Annotated in this window: 18 protein-coding genes and 1 pseudogene; 10 read left to right on the top strand and 9 right to left on the bottom strand. The window is 67.5% G+C overall.

What is annotated here, in order from left to right; genetic code table 11:
* Positions 1-25: 25 nt before the first annotated feature.
* Complete coding sequence (locus tag F615_RS0104120; protein WP_019559909.1) at positions 26-1921, bottom strand: SLC13 family permease; 1896 nt, start codon at positions 1919-1921, stop codon at positions 26-28.
* A 128-nt stretch (positions 1922-2049) separates the two neighbouring features.
* Between F615_RS0104120 and F615_RS0104115 the strand changes: the two genes are divergently transcribed.
* Both F615_RS0104115 and F615_RS0104110 read left to right on the top strand, forming a co-directional pair.
* On the top strand, positions 2050-2565 hold the full coding sequence (locus tag F615_RS0104115; RefSeq protein ID WP_019559908.1) for a LapA family protein: 516 nt from the start codon (positions 2050-2052) through the stop codon (positions 2563-2565).
* 26 nt (positions 2566-2591) lie between these two features.
* On the top strand, positions 2592-3512 hold the full coding sequence (locus F615_RS0104110) for a 5'-nucleotidase (protein WP_019559907.1): 921 nt from the start codon (positions 2592-2594) through the stop codon (positions 3510-3512).
* 74 nt (positions 3513-3586) lie between these two features.
* Here F615_RS0104110 and F615_RS0104105 read toward each other — a convergent pair whose 3' ends face one another.
* Positions 3587-3865, bottom strand: a complete 279-nt coding sequence (locus F615_RS0104105; RefSeq protein ID WP_019559906.1) for an HU family DNA-binding protein — start codon at positions 3863-3865, stop codon at positions 3587-3589.
* 254 nt (positions 3866-4119) lie between these two features.
* On the opposite strand from F615_RS0104105, the gene F615_RS0104100 reads away from it, so the two are divergent.
* From F615_RS0104100 to F615_RS0104070, 7 genes are all read left to right on the top strand, one after another.
* Positions 4120-4599, top strand: coding sequence for an aminoacyl-tRNA deacylase (locus F615_RS0104100; protein WP_019559905.1), 480 nt, complete (start codon positions 4120-4122; stop codon positions 4597-4599).
* A 61-nt stretch (positions 4600-4660) separates the two neighbouring features.
* Positions 4661-5068 (top strand): DUF2946 family protein, encoded by a 408-nt coding sequence (locus F615_RS0104095; RefSeq protein WP_019559904.1) that lies wholly within the window; start codon positions 4661-4663, stop codon positions 5066-5068.
* Between the two features lie 74 nt (positions 5069-5142).
* Complete coding sequence (locus tag F615_RS17740) at positions 5143-7419, top strand: TonB-dependent receptor (RefSeq protein WP_019559903.1); 2277 nt, start codon at positions 5143-5145, stop codon at positions 7417-7419.
* Between the two features lie 12 nt (positions 7420-7431).
* A complete protein-coding gene (locus F615_RS17735; RefSeq protein WP_019559902.1) occupies positions 7432-8763 on the top strand; it encodes a PepSY-associated TM helix domain-containing protein in 1332 nt (443 codons plus the stop codon).
* A gap of 36 nt (positions 8764-8799) precedes the next feature.
* Positions 8800-9312, top strand: coding sequence for a copper chaperone PCu(A)C (locus tag F615_RS0104080; RefSeq protein ID WP_019559901.1), 513 nt, complete (start codon positions 8800-8802; stop codon positions 9310-9312).
* A gap of 104 nt (positions 9313-9416) precedes the next feature.
* Positions 9417-10379 (top strand): patatin-like phospholipase family protein, encoded by a 963-nt coding sequence (locus tag F615_RS0104075; protein ID WP_083932386.1) that lies wholly within the window; start codon positions 9417-9419, stop codon positions 10377-10379.
* Between the two features lie 45 nt (positions 10380-10424).
* The gene (locus tag F615_RS0104070) at positions 10425-11057 is read left to right on the top strand and encodes an L-threonylcarbamoyladenylate synthase (protein WP_019559899.1); all 633 of its coding nucleotides are present in this window, start codon (positions 10425-10427) and stop codon (positions 11055-11057) included.
* Between the two features lie 3 nt (positions 11058-11060).
* Here the strand turns inward: F615_RS0104070 and F615_RS19315 are convergent.
* From F615_RS19315 to F615_RS0104035, 6 genes and pseudogenes are all read right to left on the bottom strand, one after another.
* Positions 11061-13031: pseudogene (locus F615_RS19315) on the bottom strand (PAS domain S-box protein).
* Positions 13032-13057: 26 nt separating this feature from the next.
* On the bottom strand, positions 13058-13408 hold the full coding sequence (locus F615_RS0104055; protein WP_019559896.1) for a RidA family protein: 351 nt from the start codon (positions 13406-13408) through the stop codon (positions 13058-13060).
* 10 nt (positions 13409-13418) lie between these two features.
* Positions 13419-14072 (bottom strand): glycerol-3-phosphate 1-O-acyltransferase PlsY, encoded by a 654-nt coding sequence (plsY, locus tag F615_RS0104050; RefSeq protein WP_019559895.1) that lies wholly within the window; start codon positions 14070-14072, stop codon positions 13419-13421.
* A 31-nt stretch (positions 14073-14103) separates the two neighbouring features.
* Positions 14104-14595 carry an aminoacyl-tRNA deacylase gene (locus F615_RS0104045; RefSeq protein ID WP_026330000.1) on the bottom strand — a complete coding sequence of 164 codons (492 nt, stop codon included), beginning with the start codon at positions 14593-14595 and terminating at the stop codon, positions 14104-14106.
* 12 nt (positions 14596-14607) lie between these two features.
* The gene (locus F615_RS0104040) at positions 14608-15675 is read right to left on the bottom strand and encodes an aldo/keto reductase (protein WP_019559893.1); all 1068 of its coding nucleotides are present in this window, start codon (positions 15673-15675) and stop codon (positions 14608-14610) included.
* Between the two features lie 67 nt (positions 15676-15742).
* The gene (locus F615_RS0104035; RefSeq protein WP_019559892.1) at positions 15743-16093 is read right to left on the bottom strand and encodes a hypothetical protein; all 351 of its coding nucleotides are present in this window, start codon (positions 16091-16093) and stop codon (positions 15743-15745) included.
* Positions 16094-16327: 234 nt separating this feature from the next.
* On the opposite strand from F615_RS0104035, the gene F615_RS0104030 reads away from it, so the two are divergent.
* Positions 16328-16606, top strand: a complete 279-nt coding sequence (locus F615_RS0104030; protein ID WP_019559891.1) for a GNAT family N-acetyltransferase — start codon at positions 16328-16330, stop codon at positions 16604-16606.
* A 132-nt stretch (positions 16607-16738) separates the two neighbouring features.
* Here F615_RS0104030 and F615_RS0104025 read toward each other — a convergent pair whose 3' ends face one another.
* Positions 16739-19018, bottom strand: a complete 2280-nt coding sequence (locus tag F615_RS0104025; protein WP_245558319.1) for a response regulator — start codon at positions 19016-19018, stop codon at positions 16739-16741.
* Between the last annotated feature and the right edge of the window lie 2 nt (positions 19019-19020).

Here is a 19020-nt window from a genome sequence, read left to right as displayed (position 1 = left end):
ATCGACCGACAGGCGTTACATATTTCTACAGCCCGTAGCGCCAGACAAGCGCCGCACTCAGGCCCAGCCACATGATGAGGAACAGCGGCGCCCCCACACGAACGAAGTCACCGAAACGGTAACCGCCCGCATTCATCACGAGCAGGTTGGTTTGGTATCCCATCGGCGTGAGATAGCACAGGTTGCATCCGAACAGCACGGCCAGCACATAGGGCTCGGGCGGCACACCCAGCTGGCGCGCCATCTCAAACCCCAGCGGCGTGCCGATGGCTGCGGCCGCATTGTTCGACACAAAGTTCGTGAGCAGACCCATCAGGCCCATCAGCCCCACGAGCACCCAGCGAGGCTCCAGCACGTTGGCCATCGTGACGAGCTGGGAGGCCAGAAACTCCGTGCCCCCCGTGGCCATCAGCGCATCGCCCAGGGCCAGGCTGGCGGCAACAAGCATGACGACCTTCATCGACAGCGAGGCGCCGATGTCACGCCAGCTCAGGGCGCCCGCAGCCAGCAGCACGATCACCCCGCCCATGGCCGCCACCTCGATCGGCAGGATCTTCGTGACCGCCAGCGCCACCGTTGCGCCCAACGTCAGCAGGGCGATCCACGCCTTGTCCTGCCGGGGCAGCACATGTCGGGAATCGAGCAGCAGACCAAAGCCGTCACGCTGTGCCTCCTGCATCTCCTGAATCGGCCCCTGGAGCAACAGCACGTCGCCGGCGTAGAGCTGCCGATCGGCCAATTCCTTGCGCGACCAGTTCGCCTGGGGCGTGCGGCCCGGCCGCACCCCCAGCACCGCGATCTGGTAGCGATCGCCCAGGCGCATCTGCCGCACAGTGCGTCCCACCAGGGGCGATTGCGCCGTGATCACCATCTGCGCCACGATCGCCGAGGCCCGGCGGCGGGTCTTTGTGTCCTTTTGCTCATCCGGCGACGCAGAGGCATTCTCATTGGAGCGCTCCTCCTCATCGTCTTCCAGACCGTGCAGGCTGGCCTTGAGCACGGTCTCGAATTCCTTCAGATTCGCCACCGTGTCCTGCAGCACGAGCCGGTCTCCTGCCCGCAGCTTGGAGGTGGGCAGCTTCACGCGCGAGCGCCCGCGCTCGTCACGCACCTCTAGCACCCGCATGCGCCCCTCGGTCGTCTCGATGACCTCACCCAAACGCTTGCCTTCAAGCCAGGAGCCCGGCTCGACATAAATCTCGGCATCGAAGGCCTCCTGCGTTTCGATGGCCTCGTTTCCCTTGACGCTGGCCAGGAGACGCGGTGCCACAAGCCAGAGATAAAGCAAGGCAGGCACGGCTGCCGTCGCCACGATCGGATAGAAGTCGAGCATGCCGATCGCCGGCAGGCCCAGCTGCTGCGCGAGGTTGACCACGATGAGGTTGGTCGACGTGCCGATGGTCGTGGCCATGCCGCCGATGAGCACCGCGTAGTTCATCGGCATCAACATGCCCGCCGCCGACGTCTTGGCACGATGCGCCGCAGCAATCAGCAGCGGCAGCAGCAGCACCACCACGGGCGTGTCGTTGACGAAGCCGCTGGCGCCGGCCGCAGCCAAGAGCACCACGGCCAGGGCGAGGAAGGGCCGCTGCACCACCAATCCTGACAGGCGCCGCGCCGCTGGCTCCAGCGCCCCGGTGACGACAAGCGCATGCCCAATCACCATGAGCGAGCAGATCGCCACGAGCGCCGGATGCCCGAAACCCGCGTAGAAGCGGCTCACATCGAGCGTCTCGCTGCCGGACAACGGCATGGGAAAAAGCGTGAAGAACACCGGAAGGAACACCAGGATGCCCAGACAGACCGACGCGACGGGTAGGCGGTCCAGCACGAACACCACGAACACCGCCAAGGTAAACAGACAGATCACCACGCCGTGCCCCGACAAGCCGTGAATAGCCAAGAGCGACAACAGATCCATGGAAAGTCCTCCGCCTTCTTTTGGCTCTGCGGCCCCCCACGGCGGCCACCAGCCCCCAAAGGATGCCATGATTGCGTCCGAGCGCCGCCACCCGGAGAGCGGGCGCCATCAGCCTGGAGGAATCGTTCATGTCCCTGCGTACTGTCCTGCTCGGCCTGATGCTGACGTTGATCGCGCTGTTCGCCGCCTTGAACTGGCCCGCCATCGTGGCTCCCACGCAGATCAACCTGTTGGTAGCCGAAGCGGAGGCCCCGCTGGGCCTTGTCCTGCTCGCCTTTCTGGCGGTGGAGGCCGTGGCCTTCCTGACCTACATTGCGGTGATGCAGGCCCAGCGCCTGTCCGACGCCCGCCGCCTGATGCACGAGGCGCGCGAGCAACGCGAGCTGGCCGAGAAGGCGGAGGCCTCACGCTACACCGAGCTGCGCCGATGGCTCGAACAAGAGCTGTCCGCGCTGCGTCAGGACGTGTCCACCGTCTCGGGCGAGGTGGTGGCGCAAACCCGCCGTCTCGATGAAGGTTTGCGCCAAGCGATCAACGACAACGGCAACGGCCTGGCCGCGGCCTTGGGTGAAATCGAAGACAAACTCGACCGACAAGCCCAAGCCAACCCCAGTTCGATCGTCTCGACGACGAGCAGCCCCTGAAACCTCACTCGACCCCCTGACCTGCCATGCCCGGACCCCTGGACGGCCAGCTCGTGGTGGCCATCTCCTCACGCGCATTGTTCGACTTCGAAGAAGAAAACCAACTGTTCGAAGCGCAAGACGACCGCAGCTACATGCAATTGCAGCTGCAGCGGCTGGACGTACCGGCCCGCCCCGGCGTGGCGTTTTCGCTGGTGAACAAGCTGCTGGCCTTCAACCGCGGCCGCCCTGGGGCGGCGCCGCGCGTGGAAGTGGTGATCCTCTCGCGCAACGATCCGGTCTCGGGCATGCGCGTGTTCCGCTCGGCCCAGCATTACGGCTTGCCGATCCAGCGCGGGGTCTTCACGCGCGGCCAATCGCCGTACCGCTACTTGCGCCCGCTCAACGCCCACCTGTTCCTGTCAGCCAACGAGGCCGATGTGCGCGCCGCGCTCGATGCGGGCTTCCCGGCCGCGCGGGTCTATCCACAATCGGCCCGCGCCTCGGACGCTCATCCCAGCGAGGTGCGTATCGCCTTCGACGGCGACGCGGTGCTGTTTTCCGACGAGGCCGAACAGGTGTTCCAGAACAATGGCCTGGACGCCTTTCAAGCCCACGAAAGCCACCGATCCTCCACGCCGCTGCCCGCCGGGCCGTTCAAGCCGCTGCTGGAGGCCCTGCATCGTCTGCAGCGCGAGGGCACCCCGGCCATGCGCATCCGCACGGCCTTGGTCACCGCCCGCAGCGCTCCGGCCCACGAGCGGGCCATCCGCACCCTGATGGACTGGAACATCGAAGTCGATGAAGCCATGTTTCTCGGCGGCTTGCCCAAGGGCCCGTTCCTGCGTGAATTCGAGCCCGACTTCTTTTTCGACGACCAGATGCGCCATGTCGAAAACGCCGCGACGCATGTGCCTGCGGGGCACGTGGCCTTTGGTGTCACCAATGGGGCGTCCTCTGGCGTGTAGCGCCCCGCCGGCGGCGTGGCGGCCTTGGGGCGCCCACGCGGCGCCCCCGGCCTTCGAGGCGGCAGGCCGACGGTTCAGCGACCGTTGAGCGCGTCCTTCAAGGCCTTGCCGGCGCTGAACTTGGCCGCTTTGGAGGCCTCGATCTGGATCTCCTCGCCAGTGCGCGGGTTGCGGCCCGTGCGGGCGGCACGCTCGGACACGGCGAACGTGCCAAAGCCGGCCCAGGCCACGGTCTGGCCTTGGGCCAGCGCTTGGGTGATGCGCTGGGCCACGGCGTCCAGCATGCGCTGGGCGCACGCCTTGCTCACATCGGCATCGGCCGCGATTGCATCGATCAGATCGGATTTCGTCATCAATCAAAGTCCTCAGGTTGAAGTCCCACCCCGCCGACCCCGGCGGGGAACGAGGGCCGCACTATGGCATGAATCGGTCCCGGTGGAGAACGACAAACCGTGACAAGTGCCATCACAGACGGGCTGCTGCGATGACCTGGTTGGAAACAGGGCCTTGCCTTCCGGCCCCGCCACGGCCGACGCACACTGCCGCATGCGCCGCAACGGCGCCCTGGCGGCGCCCAGCCGCTGAGTTCGCCGTCGTGGAGGTCGCCATGCCCATTCCCCCCCGCCTCTACCACTATCTTGCACAGCGGGGCACCCGTTACGAGGTGCTGGCCCATGTCCACAGCCGCTCCAGTGCCGAAACCGCTCGCAGTGCGCAGGTACCAGCCCACCATTTGGCCAAGCCGGTCTTGCTCGAAGACGATGAGGGCTGCGTGATGGCCGTGGTGCCGGCCGACTGCCGGGTCCAGGTCGGCGCGGTGGCCCGCATGCTCGGACGGCCGGATCTCCATCTGGCCAACGAGGCCCGGATTGCCGAGCTCTTCGATGACTGCGACTTGGGCGCCCTGCCCCCCGTGGGCATGGCCTGGGGTGTGCCGACGGTGGTCGATGACGAATTGGAACGTCTGGACGAAGTGTGGATCGAAGGGGGCGATCACGAGCGGCTCATGCGCCTGAATCACCAGACCTTCCATGAGTTGATGCGTGCGCAGCCCCATGGCCCGATCTGCGAGCCGACGCGGCATTGACGCACTCGAGTGCTGGACGAACCCGGAGCCCAGGCCGCTGGCTGAGGCATAATCGCGGCCGATGTCGCCCCCCCGCCCACTGAGTCTGTGCTGGCTGGCCTTGATGCTGGTGCTCAAGGCGGCTTTGCCATGGTTGGCCGTAGGCGCTGCGCAGGCCCAGGGCAAGACGCTGGTGGAGGTCTGCACGGTCTACGGGGTGAAGACCGTGGTGCTGGATGACCGCGGGCAGGTGCTGGACGACTCCGCCGACCCGGAAGATTCTCACGCCGACGCCGTGGCCGCCTCCGGGGAGCATTGCGTGCTGGCCAGCTTGGTCGCTCATGCCGCGCCGGGCCTGGTCTGGACCCTGCCAAGCCGGTTCTACACCGAAGGACTGCCTCCGCCGGCCACCGCGCCGCCACGTCCTGTCTTGGATGCAGCGGCCCAATGGGCCGTGCGGCTGCATCACGCCCCTCCCGTCCTGAGCTGAAACGACTTTGCCCCCGTGGCTGCCGCCATCTCAAGCGGCACACCCCTGCCTGGTCATTTCGTTCAGGAATCTTCGTGAAAGCTTTTGCCTTGCCTGCCGTGGCGCTGCTTGCTGCGGCGCCCGCCTCGCTCGTCTTGGCGCAAGGGGTGGCCACTGACGCATCGCTCGATCCGGTGCGGGTCACCGGACAGCGCATCGAGCTGGACCCCACGTTGCCGGCCTCCACAGCCACCAAGACGGCCGAGCAGCTGCGCGACCAGAACCTGGTCAATCCCGAGGACGCGCTGCGCTACGTCCCGTCAACCACCCTCCGCAAACGCTATATCGGCGACCGCAACGCGCTGATAGGCGGACGCAACTTCGGCCCCTTGCAACCTTCACGCGCGCTGGTGTATGTGGATGGCTACTTGCTGTCGAATTTCCTCGGGCGTTTCGATGCGCCGCGCTGGAACATGCTCACGCCGGAGTCCATCGAGCGTGTGGATGTGCTTTACGGGCCGTACTCCGCGCTGTACCCGGGCAACTCCATCGGCACCACGGTGGTGGTGCACGAACGAGCGCCTCAGCGCCTCGAAGCCTCAGCCCGGCTGGGTGGACACCGTCAGTGGTTCTCGGCCTATGGTCACGGTGACCATGACGATGGTCATCAGCTCAGCGCACGCATCGCTGCGCGGCTGGACGACGGACGCTGGTACGCGCTGCACCTGAACCACCAGGACAGCACCTCGCAGCCGATGCAGTACTACACCAGCACCACGTTCACGCCGGGGACGTCGGGCACGCCCGTCACCGGCATTCGGTATGACACCGACCCGCTGGGACGCCCCCGGGCCGTGTTCGGCGCCAGCAGCGGCGCCATCGACCGCACCGAGCAGCACACGATCAAGTTGCAGCTCGGTCAAGCGCTGACGCCGACGCTGCAGGCCAGCGGCTTCATCGCGCACTGGGTGAACGACTCGAGCACGCGCAACCACACCTTCTTGCGCGATGCCAACGGCAATGCGGTGTGGTCGGGCCCCGTCAGCGACGGAACGTACCAGTTCACCCTGCCGGCCACGGCGTTTGCGCCTTCGCAGCGTGACGAAGCCCATTGGCAGGCTGGCTTTACGCTCAAGACCGAGCACGGCACGGGTTGGAAAGGTTCGCTCGTGGCTTCGCGCTACCACATCGCGCGGGACGATGCGCGCCAGGCCACGCAGCCCGACCCGGTGGCAGCACTGGGCGGGCCCGGCTCGCTCACGCGCCGCGCGGGCACAGGCTGGTACACCGTGGAAGCGCAGGCGTCGTACACGCCGGTGGCAGGCGACTTTGGCAACGGCCGGCACGCCCTGACCTTGGGCTTGCATCGCAACGGCTATCGCCTGGATCAAACGGTGGACTCTCTCGGCGATTGGCGGCAAGGCACCGGCACCTTGACACAGTACTACCGGGGCCGCACCGACATCACGGCCGTGTATGCCCAAGACGTATGGACGCTGCGCGAGGATCTGCAGCTGACGCTGGGGCTGCGACTGGAGCACTTCCGTGCGGACGAGGGTGAACAGCTGGCCTCCAATGGCGTGCTCACCGTCTACGAGCCGCGCAGTCTGAGCGGCCGCTCGCCCAAGGCCTCGCTGGCCTGGTGGGCCACATCCGATTGGCTGCTGAAGTTCAGCGCAGGCCGGGGGGTGCGTTTTCCGAACGTGGAGGAGCTGTACAACGGCACGGCCACCGGCAGCAGCGTCATCGTGAGCGACCCTGATCTTCAACCCGAGCGCTCCAACGCCTTGGAGCTGTCGGCACAACACAGCGGCGCGGCGCACAGGCTGCGGGTGTCGGTGTTCCAGGACTGGGTGAAAGACGCCATCCTGCGTCAAACCGATGCCACGGTCACGCCCAGCGTGACTCGCGTGTCCAACGTGGATCGGGTGCGCACGCGCGGCATTGAATTGGAGTGGGCGCAGCAGGACGTGGGGCTGCGGGGGCTGGACCTCGAAGCTCATCTGGCCTTCACGCGCAGCATCATCACGGCCAATACGCGCGACCCGGCCAGTGTGGGCAAGTACTGGCTGCGCGTGCCCAAGTCGCGCGGGGCGGTTTTGGTCAGCTGGCGCCCCAACGACCGCTGGCGCACCAGCCTGGGTCTGCGCTACAGCGGCCGAGCGTACAACGATGTCTACAACCTCGATGTCAACCCCGATGTGTACGGCGGCGTCTCGCGGGTCCGGCAACTGGACTGGCGCGCCAGTGTGAAACTGCAGCCCAAGCTCGAATGGGCCCTTGGCATCGACAACCTGACCGATCAGCGCGCCTGGCAGTTCCATCCCTACCCAGGGCGCACGCTGCACACCGAGCTGCGTTGGTCGCATTGACCGGAGACCTCGATGAAGCCTCTTTCGTCATGGGCCACGGGCCCGCAGGCGCGCACGGCGCTGGAGCGGATGTTTTGGCGGCTGCATTTCTGGGCCGGTCTGGTCATGGCGCCCTTGGTCGTGTTGGCCGCGCTGACCGGGCTCTCGTATGTGATCACACCGCAGATGGAGGCCTGGCGGCATGCCTCGGTGGACCGGGTGCCGCCGGCCGACACGGTGCGCCGGCTGGATGATCAGGTGGCCGCGGCACGGGCCGTGGAAGCCAACAGACCTTTGCGCTTCGTCGTTCCGGCCCACCGGCCCGGCCAGACCACACAGGTGCACTTCGGCGCCGATCCGGCCGCCCCACCGGCCACCGATGGCTTGCCGTCGGGGCGCATCGTCTATGTGAACCCCCACACCGCCGAGGTGGTGGGCGCGCTCGATGAACTGCAACGCTACCGCAACTGGGCGCGCAAGCTGCATGCCTCGCTGCTGCAAGGCGAAGGCTGGCGCTGGATCATCGAGTTGGCCGCCAGTTGGCTGTTGCTGCTGCTGATCACGGGCTTGGCGATGTGGTGGCCCCGCCGCCGGCCGCCGGCCGTGGCGCAGCCTGCCTCCCTCAGCCCCGCGCCGCGGCTGCGCTGGCGCCGATGGCACACCCGTGTGGGGCTGGGGATGAGTGTGGTCCTGGGGGTGATCGTGTTGACCGGCCTGACCTGGTCGGCCCACACGGGCCAGCGCTTCCGGGCCGCTCAGCATGCGTTGGGACAAGCCGCGCCGCGTCCGCCGGCCGACCTCGGCAGCGCCTTGCCGGCCGATGGCCGGGGCATGCTGAGCTGGCAAGCCGCCTACGAGGCCGCGCGCGCGCAGGCCCCCGACATCGCGATGATGATCACGCCTCCCCACGGTCCACAGGGGGTGTGGCGCATCGAGAATTTCGATCGCAGCCAGCCCACGCGCCGCTTCGTGCTGGCCTTGGATGCGTATCGTGGCGAAGTCTTGTTCGCCGCTGGCTGGGACGAGATGCCCCTGTTGGCCCGTGCCACCGCGGTGGGCATTCCGTTTCACCGCGGTGAGTTTGGGCTGTGGAATCAGCTCGTGCTGGTGCTGGTGGCCTTGGCTTGCATCGCAGCGGTCGTCTCGGGCCTGCGCATGGCCTGGTTGCGCCGCCCGCCGGGCCGATGGATGGCCGCCCCGCCGCGGGTCGCAGAGGGTTGGCGCGCCGTGCCTTGGGGCGTGTGGGCGCTGTTGGGGGGCCTGGCCTGGGCCCAGCCCGTGTTTGCTTGGAGTTTGTCGATTTACGCCGCCTGTGAAGTTGGGCTGGCGCTTTTGCGGCGACGCCGGTCTCCCATGACGGCCTGACCCGCCTGTTTCGACCTTTTGTTCAAAGGAGCTCTCATGACACCCATGTCTTCGATCCGCCGCGCCCTGCTCGTGACGGCATGGCTGGCCGCCCTGACCGCACCGGCCCTGGCGCACGACTACACCGTCGGCGATCTGCACATCGACCATCCCTGGGCCCGTGCCACGGTGCCCGGCCAACGCGCCGGCGGCGCGTTCCTGACGATCGACAACCGCGGCCGCAGCGACGACCGGCTGCTGCGCGTGCAAGCGCCGGCCGACCGGGCCTCCCGCGCCGAACTGCATTCCATGCACCAAGAAGGCGATGTCATGCGCATGCGCGAGGTCGGCTCCATCGACATCCCGGCCGGACAAACCGTCAAGCTGCAACCCGGCGGCTTGCACATCATGCTGATGGGCCTGAAGGCCCCGCTACAAGCCGGCGACAAATTCCCGCTGGTCCTCACCTTCGAGAAGGCGGGCTCGGTCACCGTGGAGGTGCTGGTGCAAGCGATGCATGCCGCAGCCGACAAGCGTGACACCCACGGCGGGGGGCACCACAAGCATTGAGGGTCGCGCACACCGGCCGGCCTGGCCGCAGCGTTCGGGTGCTGGCCGCACTCCCCCGACATGCGACCAGCCCACCGCCGGGGTGCTTGGGCGATACTGTGCCCATGTCTGCGTCACGACAAACCCAGAGGCCGGATGTCTCGACGGCCGTGACGGTCGATCCGTCCATTCCGGTCGCATTGGTGCTGGGCAGCGGCGGGGCGCGCGGCCTGGCGCACATCGGCGTGATCCGTGCGTTGCTCGACGACGGCGGCTACCGCATCCACTCCATCACCGGCAGCTCCATCGGCGCGCTGATCGGCGGGCTGTACGCCGCCGGCAAGCTCGATGCCTACACCGACTGGGTCTGTGGGCTGTCGCGCTCCGACGTGTGGGCCTTGATGGATTTTTCCTTCACCCGGCGTGGGCTGATCGAGGGCGAGCGCCTGATGAAGAAGCTGGCCGAACTGGTGGGCGATGCCCGCATCGAGACCTTGCCGCTGCCCTTCACGGCCGTGGCATCGGACATTCGGCGTCGGCGCGAGGTCTGGTTGAACGAAGGCTCCTTGTTCGAGGCCATTCGCGCCTCGATCGCGGTGCCTGGCCTGTTCACGCCCCTGGAGCGTCGCGGCGTGACCCTGGTCGACGGCGGACTGCTCAGCCCACTGCCCATCGCCCCCAGCCTGCGGCATGGCACCGAACGCATCGTCGCCGTCTCGCTCAATGGGCCGCCCCTGCCGCGCGCGCGCAACGACCCGCAGGCCAACGGCGCCCACACGCAGACGCCACGCACGGCCTTGCAGCGCTGGATCGAGCGCACCCGTGACAGTCTGGGCCTGGCCCGTGGCAGTGACGAGCCCTCCGACGATGCGTTCGACATCATCAGCCGCTCGCTGGAAGCCATGCAAGACCGCATCACCCGCTATCAGATCGCGGCCTACCGGCCAGACATCCTGGTGGAGATCCCCGCCAATGCCTGCGGCTTGCTCGACTTCCATTGCGCCGAACGCATGATCGCGCTCGGTCATGCGCGGGCGCGCGCAGCGCTGCAGCGTGCTCGCGAGGCGATCCCCGGGGTGGGATTCTGAGGCGTCAAGCCACAGCCGCTGGACACAGCAGCGACAATTCCCCGCATGGCCCAGTACTTCGAAGTCCACCCCGACGACCCGCAGCCGCGGCTGCTGAAGCAGGCCGCGCAGATCCTGCACCGCGGTGGCATCGTGGCCATCCCCACCGATTCGAGCTACGCCCTGGTCTGCCATTTGGACGACAAGGCCGCCGCCGAGGCGCTGCGCCGCCTCCGCGGGGTGGACGACAAGCATCATCTGACGCTGCTGTGCCGTGATCTGTCGGAGTTGGCCAGCCATGCCCGCGTCGACAACCGGCAGTATCGCCTGCTGAAGCTGGCCACGCCGGGCCCCTACACCTTCATTCTGGAAGCCACCAAGGAGGTGCCGCGACGGGTATCGCACCCCTCGCGGCGCACCATCGGCCTGCGCGTGCCCGACCACCGGGTCACGCAAGCGCTGCTGGAGGTGTTCGGCCAGCCTCTGTTGGGCACCACACTGATCGCCCCCGGCGAGAGTGAACCCATGAACGACCCGCAGGAGATCCGGCAGCGACTGCAAAAACAAATTCAGGCCGTGGTCGACGCGGGGGCCTGCCCAGGCCAAGCCACGACGGTGATCGACCTCAGCGGCGACGAACCGGTGCTGGTGCGCCAAGGACGGGGTGATCCGCGGTCGCTCGGGCTGGCGCCGCAGTGAGGGTCAGATCGGGGCATCGCGCTCGCTGGCGCCTGCGCCCCGGGTGCGGACAGCCACCCAGCGGCACAGCATGCGGTGCAGCACCGAGGCGTCCAGCGGCTTGGTGAGAAAGTCGTTCATCCCGGCCTCCAGCGCCGCCTCGCGCTCGGACACCAGGGCGGCGGCCGTCAGCGCGATGATGGGCAGCTCCTGAGGGCCGAATTCGCGGCGCAGTTCCTGCGCGGCCTGCGCGCCGCCCATCACCGGCATTTGCAAATCCATCAGCACCAGGGCATAGGGACGCTGGTCCTCAGCGGCCGCCCGCACAGCGTCGATGGCCGCGCGTCCGTCACTGCAATGGGTCACGTCCAGGCCCCATTGTTCGAGCATGGCCACGCCGATGAGCAGGTTGACCGGGTTGTCCTCGACCAACAGCACCCGCACGCCCCGCAGGTCGATGGACTCATCCATCGGCACTTGGGCGCAGCCCTGTTCATCGGCCCACGGCAACGGCAGCTCGACCCAGAACGTGCTGCCGCGGCCTGGCTCGCTGTCCAGGCCGACCTGTCCACCCATCAGCTGCGCCAGTTCACGGCAGATCGACAGCCCCAGCCCGGTGCCACCATGCCGGCGTGTGGCCGACGTGTCGGCCTAGCTGAAGGGACGGAACAAGCGCGCTTGCTGCTCCAACGGAATGCCCGGCCCGGTGTCGCTCACGCTCAGACGCACGCGCGGGCTGCTGCCCCGCTCGGCCCGCAGCACCACCTGGCCATGCTCGGTGAACTTCAAGGCATTGGACAAGTAATTGCCCACGATCTGCCGAAGCCGCAAGGCGTCGCCTCGCACCCAGGACGGCAGGTCCTCGGCCAGCTCCACGCGCAGCGCCAAGCCCTTGGCCTGGGCGACTTCGGCATGCGAGCGCGCCACGCTGTGCAAGAGTTCGTGCAGATCGAACGGGGCCGACTCGATCGCCAGCTGGCCTGCTTCGATCTTGGACAGGTCCAGGATGTCACTGATGATGTCGCGCAACAGCTGCGCGCTTTCCAGGATGCGGTGCAGGTACTCGAGGCGGCGGCGCTCGTCGATGTCCTGCCGCAGCGCCAAGCGGGCCAAACCCAGCAGACCATGCAGCGGCGTGCGCAGTTCATGGCTGGTGTTGGCCAGGAACGCACTCTTGGCGCGGCTGGCCGCCTCGGCCGCATCGCGAGCCGCCGACAACTCCTGCTCGAAACGCTTGCGCTCGGTGATGTCTTCGATAATCCAGATGGTGCCCCCGGTGGCCGGCGACACCCGATCGACCGCCCGCCCACGCAGCTTGCACCACAGCGGGCGGCCGTCGCGCCGCGCCATCATGGTCTCGGTCTCGAAAGGTTCGCCGCGCGACAGCACCGGGCCGGCCTGCAGGCCGATGCGCTGATAGTCCTCCTCGCTGCACCACACCACCGAGCCGGGCTGGCCGATCAGCGTGCCCGGCGGCCAGCCGAAGATCTCCTCCATGCGCGGATTGGCATGCACGAAGATGCGGTCGCGCGTGAAGGCGATGCCGATCGAGGCGTTCTGCAAGATCGCCTCTTGCTGCAGGCGCACACGCTCGATCTCGGACACGTCGCGCACGTTGAGCACCAGGTAAGACTTGCCGTGCCAATCGAAACACGAGCCCGAGACCAGCATTTTGAGCACTTGGCCGTTCTTGATGCGGAAATGGACCGGCAGGTCGCGCACCGCGCGCTCTCGGGCAATGGCCTCGACGAGTCGCTGCCGATCGCTGGCGTACACCCAAATGCCCAGCTCCAACGAGGTCTTGCCGATCACCTCTTCGGGACTGTAGCCAGTGATGCGTGTGAACCCGGCATTGACCATCACATAGCGGCCGGAAGCCCGCTCGGTCAGGGTGATGCAGTCGGGGCTGGTCTCGAACACATGGCGCAGCAGCTCCGGCGCGCGCTCAAGGCTCGCGTCGGCAGCCGGCGGCGCGGATTCCCGCGGCGATTCCATGGGCGCTCAGGGCTGAAGCGGCCCGGTCAGACCGCGGCCGTGATCACCACTTCGATGCGCCATTCGGGCCGCGCCAGCTTGGCCTGCACCGTGGCGCGCGGCGGCGCCTGGCCCGGCACCTCGCCGATCCAGGCATCCCACACCTCGTTCATGCCCTCGAAATCGGCCAGATCGGCCAAGAAGATCTGCGCCATCAAGATGCGATCCTTGCCGCTGCCAGCCTGGGCCAACAGCCGGTCGATCGCCGCCAGCACCTGGGCCGTCTGGCCACGGATGTCCTGCGTGCCGTCCTCGGGCACCTGCCCGGCCAGGTAAACCGTGCCCTGGTGGACCGCCATCTCCGACAGACGCGCTCCGGGGTGAAAACGTTGCACCATGAAGGATCCTTCAGCGACGTGGACGCGACGAGCGCTGCGACGCCGAGGGCGGCGCCGCCTTCTGGCCGATGCGGCTCTCGGTGCCGGCGATCAATTTCTGAATGTTCGCACCATGCCGCCACACCAGCAACAGGCTCATCAGCAGGATGGCGTCGGCCACGGGCCCGGTGCCCCAGATGAGCATCTGATAGAACGGCGCAAACACCGCAGCAGTGATCGACGCCAGCGAGGCGTAGCGGAAAAAGACCGCGATGATGAGCCAGGTCAGCAAGGTGGCCAGTCCCAGCCAAGGATTGATGCCCAGCAACACCCCGGCCGCAGTGGCCACCCCCTTGCCGCCCTGAAAGCGGAAAAACAGCGGCCAAAGATGGCCCACGAAAGCGCCCACGCCGGCCAGCGCCGCGCTGCCTTCGCCCAGGCCGTGCTCAGGCCCGAACACCAGCACCAGCACCACGGGCACATAGCCTTTGAGGGCATCGAACACCAAGGTCAGAATGGCCGCGACTTTGTTGCCCGAACGCAGCACATTGGTGGCCCCGGGATTGCCCGAGCCATAGGTGCGCGGGTCGTGCAAACCCATGAGCCGGCTGATGATCACGGCAAATGACAGCGAGCCGAGCAAATAGCCCGCGACGATGGCGGCCAAGGCGTAGGCAGTCTCCATGGGGCGACAATCGTTGGAAAGTGTAAAAAGACTATTCTGCACTGGCGCAGCGCACCGGCCGAGCGCCCAGAGGCTCGACCAGCACCGCGGGCGCCAGCTCGACGAGGTAGCCGCGACGTCCGCCGTTGATGCAGATGCGCGGCAGCTCCAGGATGCTGGCTTGCACATACACCGGCATGGCCTTGCGCGTGCCAAAGGGCGAGGTGCCCCCCACCTTGTAGCCACTGTGACGCTCGGCCACCTCGGGCCGGCAGGGTTCAACCCGTTTGGCCCCGATCTCGCGGGCCAGGGCCTTGAGGCTGACTTGCCGGTCGCCATGCATCAGCACGATCAGCGGACGCGCCTCCTGGTCCTGCATCACCAGGGTCTTGATGATTCGATGCTCGTTCAGTCCGAGCTGGCGCGCCGACTCGGCCGTGCCGCCGTGCTCGACGTACTGGTAGACATGTTCGACGAACGACACACCGTGACGGCGCAGCCATTGCGTGGCCGGCGTCTCACTGACATGCGGTGTTCGAGCCACGGGCGCCGCAGCTCACTGTGCCGGGTCACGCATGTCCCAGCGGATGCGGTCGATGGCTTCGAGCAGGTCGGGCGACAGCGTGGTGCCCCAGGCAGCCACGTCCTCTTCCAATTGCGCCACGCTGGTCACGCCGATGATGGTGCTGGTCACCTGCCACTTGGTGTAGCAAAACGCCAACGCCATCTGGGTGGGCGTCAGTCCATGCTCACGCGCCAGCGCGTTGTAGCGCCGAGCGGCCGCCAGCGCCTCGGGGCGGCCCCAACGCTGCCGACGCATCGACTCGAACTGCGCCAGCCGGCCCGTGGCCCCGCCCGTCAGCCCCCCTTGGTCATATTTGCCGGTCAACAAGCCGAAGGCCAGCGGCGAGTACGCCAGCAGGGAAATGCCATAGCGATACATCACCTCGTCCAAGCCGTTTTCGACCGAGCGGTTGACCAGACTGTAGGCGTTCTGCACGGTGGCCACACGCGGCAGGCCGTGCTGTTCGGCCACACGCACGAACTCGGCCACACCATAAGGCGTCTCGTTGGACAGCCCGACGGCCCGCACCTTGCCCTGGCGAACCAGGCGCCCCAAGGCATCGAGCTGCTCATGGATCGAGGACACGGGTCGGTCGCGCTGGGGATCGAAATACAGCGCCCCGAACATCGGCACGTTGCGCACCGGCCAGTGGATCTGATAGAGGTCGATCACATCGGTGCGCAAGCGCCGCAGGCTGTCGTCACAGGCTTGGACGATGTCTTGCGCCTTCAGATCGGCACTGCCCTGGCGGATCCAATCGTAGCCGCGCACCGGGCCGGCCACCTTGGTGGCCAGCACCACCCGCTCGCGCACACCAGGCCGCGAGGCGAACCAGCGGCCCAAGATGCACTCGGTCTGGCCATAGCGTTCGGCCGAGGGTGGCACGGGGTACATCTCGGCCGTGTCGAGGAAGTTCAACCCCAGCTCCAGCGCCCGATCGAGGATGCGGTGCGACGTGGCCTCATCGACCTGCTCGCCAAAGGTCATGGTGCCGAGACAGATGGGGGTGACTTGCAGGCCGCTTTGGCCCAGGCGACGTCGGGGAAGGGCAGCGTTCATCCCTCAAGTGTGCCAAAGCCCCGCTGGTCGTGCACGCGCGCCGCGCGTGGCCTCGCCGGCACCGGCCTCACAGCGGACCGGGCAGCAGCTTCAAACCCAGCCAAGCCACACTGATCACGGCGTTGACCGGCACGCTGATGGCCGAAGGCACGAAGAACAGCGCCGCCAGCATGGCCGTGCCGCCAGCCAGCTCGACCACCGCCCCCAACACGAAGAAGACCAAGCCCAAAGTGGCCCAGCGGCGCAGGTAGGTCGGCAGCCAGCGCGCCTGTTCGCGGTTGTGACGCCAAGCGGCGGCACGTTCGAACACCGTCCCACGGCCTGCGTCGCGGAACAACCAGGCAAAAAACCAATAGCGATAAAGCAAGGTGCGAAACCGCAGGGCCGAAGGGGGGGCCGAAAAGGTCCGATCGTCCATTGCCATGCTCCGTGCCCGCTGCGCAAAGCATCGGCCTATGACCAGCGGCCAAGGTCCAGCGCGCAGGACAAGATGGTGCTCCGAGCGCGGCGCCCTGTCCACACCCGCCCCCACCCGCGTCCCCGGAGATGCCAAAGCCGTCACGGTCCATCACGAGAGTTGACGGCCCTCAGGACACGGCCTCACACCTTGTGGCACGATGGGGCATTGCAGCCACCGCATCACCCGCACCCCATGTCTGTCGAAGTCACGCACAACCCCGCTGCCCAGCGTTTCGAAGCCAGGCTGGACGGCCAGCTCAGCGTCGCGGACTACGAACTGCGCGACGGCATCATGCACATGACCCATACCGGCGTCCCGCCGGCGCTGCGCGGGCGCGGCATCGCGGCCCTGCTCGTGCAAGCCGCGCTGGACCATGCGCGCGCTCATGGGCTCAAAGTTCATCCGCTGTGTTCCTACGTGCGTTCCTACATGGAGCGCCACCCCGAAACACAGGTGCTGTGGGCGCGTTGAACCTCGCGCCGGCACGCACACGCCTTGACGTGCCGCGGGCCAGCCCGACCCGGCCTGCACCGTCGTGCCGGGTGAGCCGCCCTCGGCACGGCCCGAGGCCCCGACCCGCCCGAGCCCCCCGCGCGCGGCCGCTCAAGACGGTCCGTCGGCCCGCAGCGCTGCCGGCACCTCCCGCGGCCCGGGCTGCCAGCGCAGCAGCATGCGCTGCAACTGTTCGAGCGTGAAGGGCTTGCCCAGAAAATCATCCATGCCGACCGCTTGGCCGCGCTGGCGGATTTCCGGCTCGGGATTGCCGGTTACCGCAATGACCGGGGTGCGGGCACGCCCGAGCCGGCCTTCGATCTCACGCAGCTTCTGCGTCGCGGTCAGGCCATCCATGCCAGGCATTTGCACGTCCATCAGCACGAAGTCGAAAGTCTGTTCGGCAAAGCGGTGCAGCGCCTCGCGTCCATCGCCAGCCACCACGACAGCCAACCCCAGGCGCTCCAGCAAGGCCTGGGTCATGACTTGGTTGACCGGGTTGTCGTCCACCAACAGCACTCGACCAGCCAAGGCCGACAGCTCGGCAGCCGGCGCCGCATGCGCCCCGGCCGGGGTGGCGCGTTCGCTTTGCCGACGCGCGTGCAACGCCCAACGCAGGCCATCGTACAAGGCATGCGGGCGCACCGGCTTGGACAACACGAACACCCCATCGAGCATGCCCATCGTGGTGTCGCTCGACACGCCGCGCATCAGCAGCACCGGCAAGCCCACCTCGCGGGCCATCTGCTCCAGACGGTCGTGCCCGCGCGCGCCCAGCAGCTTCTCATCGAGCAAGATGGCATTGACCCCCTGATCGCGCAGCGCGAGCAGCTCGGTCTGGGTGGGAGGCACGGGCTTGATGTCGTAGCTGACGCCAAACTCGCGCAAACCGGCCTCCACATGCTGCACCAGCCGCAGGTAGTTGGCCACCACCAGCACACGCAGCGGCACGCCCGGCGGCAGGCCGGCATGGGGCTGCTCGACATGATCGAGCGTGAGCTCCAGCGTGAACACCGAGCCCTTGTGCAGCTCGCTACGCACCGAGATCCGCCCCCCCATGAGCTGGACCAGCTCACGGCAAATGGCCAGGCCCAAGCCCGAGCCTGCCGGCCCACGCGCGGCGGCCTCCTCACTGCGCGGGAAGGCCTCGAACAGCCGAGGCAGCAGCTCGGGCGCGATGCCCACGCCGGTGTCTTGCACCTCGATCCGCAGCCGGGCCTGTCCCTGCGTCAGACCTTCGGGTTCGACCCCCACTTGGATGTGCACCCCACCCCGGGAGGTATAGCGCACGGCATTGGACACCAGGTGACCCAGCACTTGGCGCAGCCGCGTGGGGTCCACCCTGACGACCGGGGGCACCTCGCTGGCCCACCCCAAGGTCAGCTCCAAGCCCTTTTCGTGAGCCAAAGCCGCATGCAACTCCAGCGCATCGAACACCAGCTCGCGCAAATCCGTGTCCACGGGCTCGAGCTCCATGCGCCCGGCTTCGATTTTGGTGTAGTCGAGCACATCGTTGACCAGGGCCATCAGCGTGTCCAGGCTCTGGCGTTGCAAGGCCACGATCTGCTGCTGGCGGGCATCGAGCGGGGTACCGCGCAGCAATTCGATCGCCCCCAAAATGCCATTGATCGGCGTGCGGACCTCGTGGCTCATGTTGGCCAGGAAACGGGCCTTGACCTGCGAGGCGGCCAAGGCCTCGTCTCGAGAGCGCCGCAACTCCCGCAATGCCAGGGTGAGCTCACGTCGCAAACCGCGGCGCAGGCCGAGGGCGTACAGCACGAAGCAGCCGAACAGCACCAGCGCAGCGGCGGCCCAGGCCCCAGCATCCAGGGCGCGCTGCGCCGGTGGGGTGGGCGACAAATCGGGCAGCCCCAAACCCTCCACGGCCCAGGGGGTCAGGACCAAGACCCCCAGGATGACCCCACCGAGCATCAGGCCCTCGCGTCGAGCGCCGGTCAGCATCCACATCATCGGCAGCAGGACCAACCACCACAGACTGGGTGCCGTCCAGCCCCCCATCAACCACGTGAGCGCCGTCAATGCCACGGCCAGCACGACCATCAGCACGGCAATGCTGCGCCGGATGCGCCCGGTGCGAACCGCATAGGCCGACACGCCCAGAGTGGCCGCCACGTAGAGCGCGGCCACTGCGACCAGCCCAGGCCGTTGCGACCACCAAAAGTAGGCGCACAGCCCCAGCGCGCCGGCCTGGCTGAGCGCCACGGTGAACCAGAACAGCCGCTCGCGCATGCGTGCTTCCAGCTGCGCCGGCTCGCGCACCTGTGGCCATCGCCGCGGCAGCGTGTCGGCCTGCGCCGCAGCAGTGTCGGGACGGACGGGCGACTGGGGCATGGACAGGCGGGCCGCAGGGATGAAGAATCGATCGACCACCA

Source organism: Caldimonas manganoxidans ATCC BAA-369, assembly GCF_000381125.1.
Lineage (GTDB): Bacteria > Pseudomonadota > Gammaproteobacteria > Burkholderiales > Burkholderiaceae_C > Caldimonas > Caldimonas manganoxidans.
The sequence above is the reverse complement of the archived record's forward strand: the minus strand, read 5'-3'. Positions and strand labels throughout refer to the sequence as shown.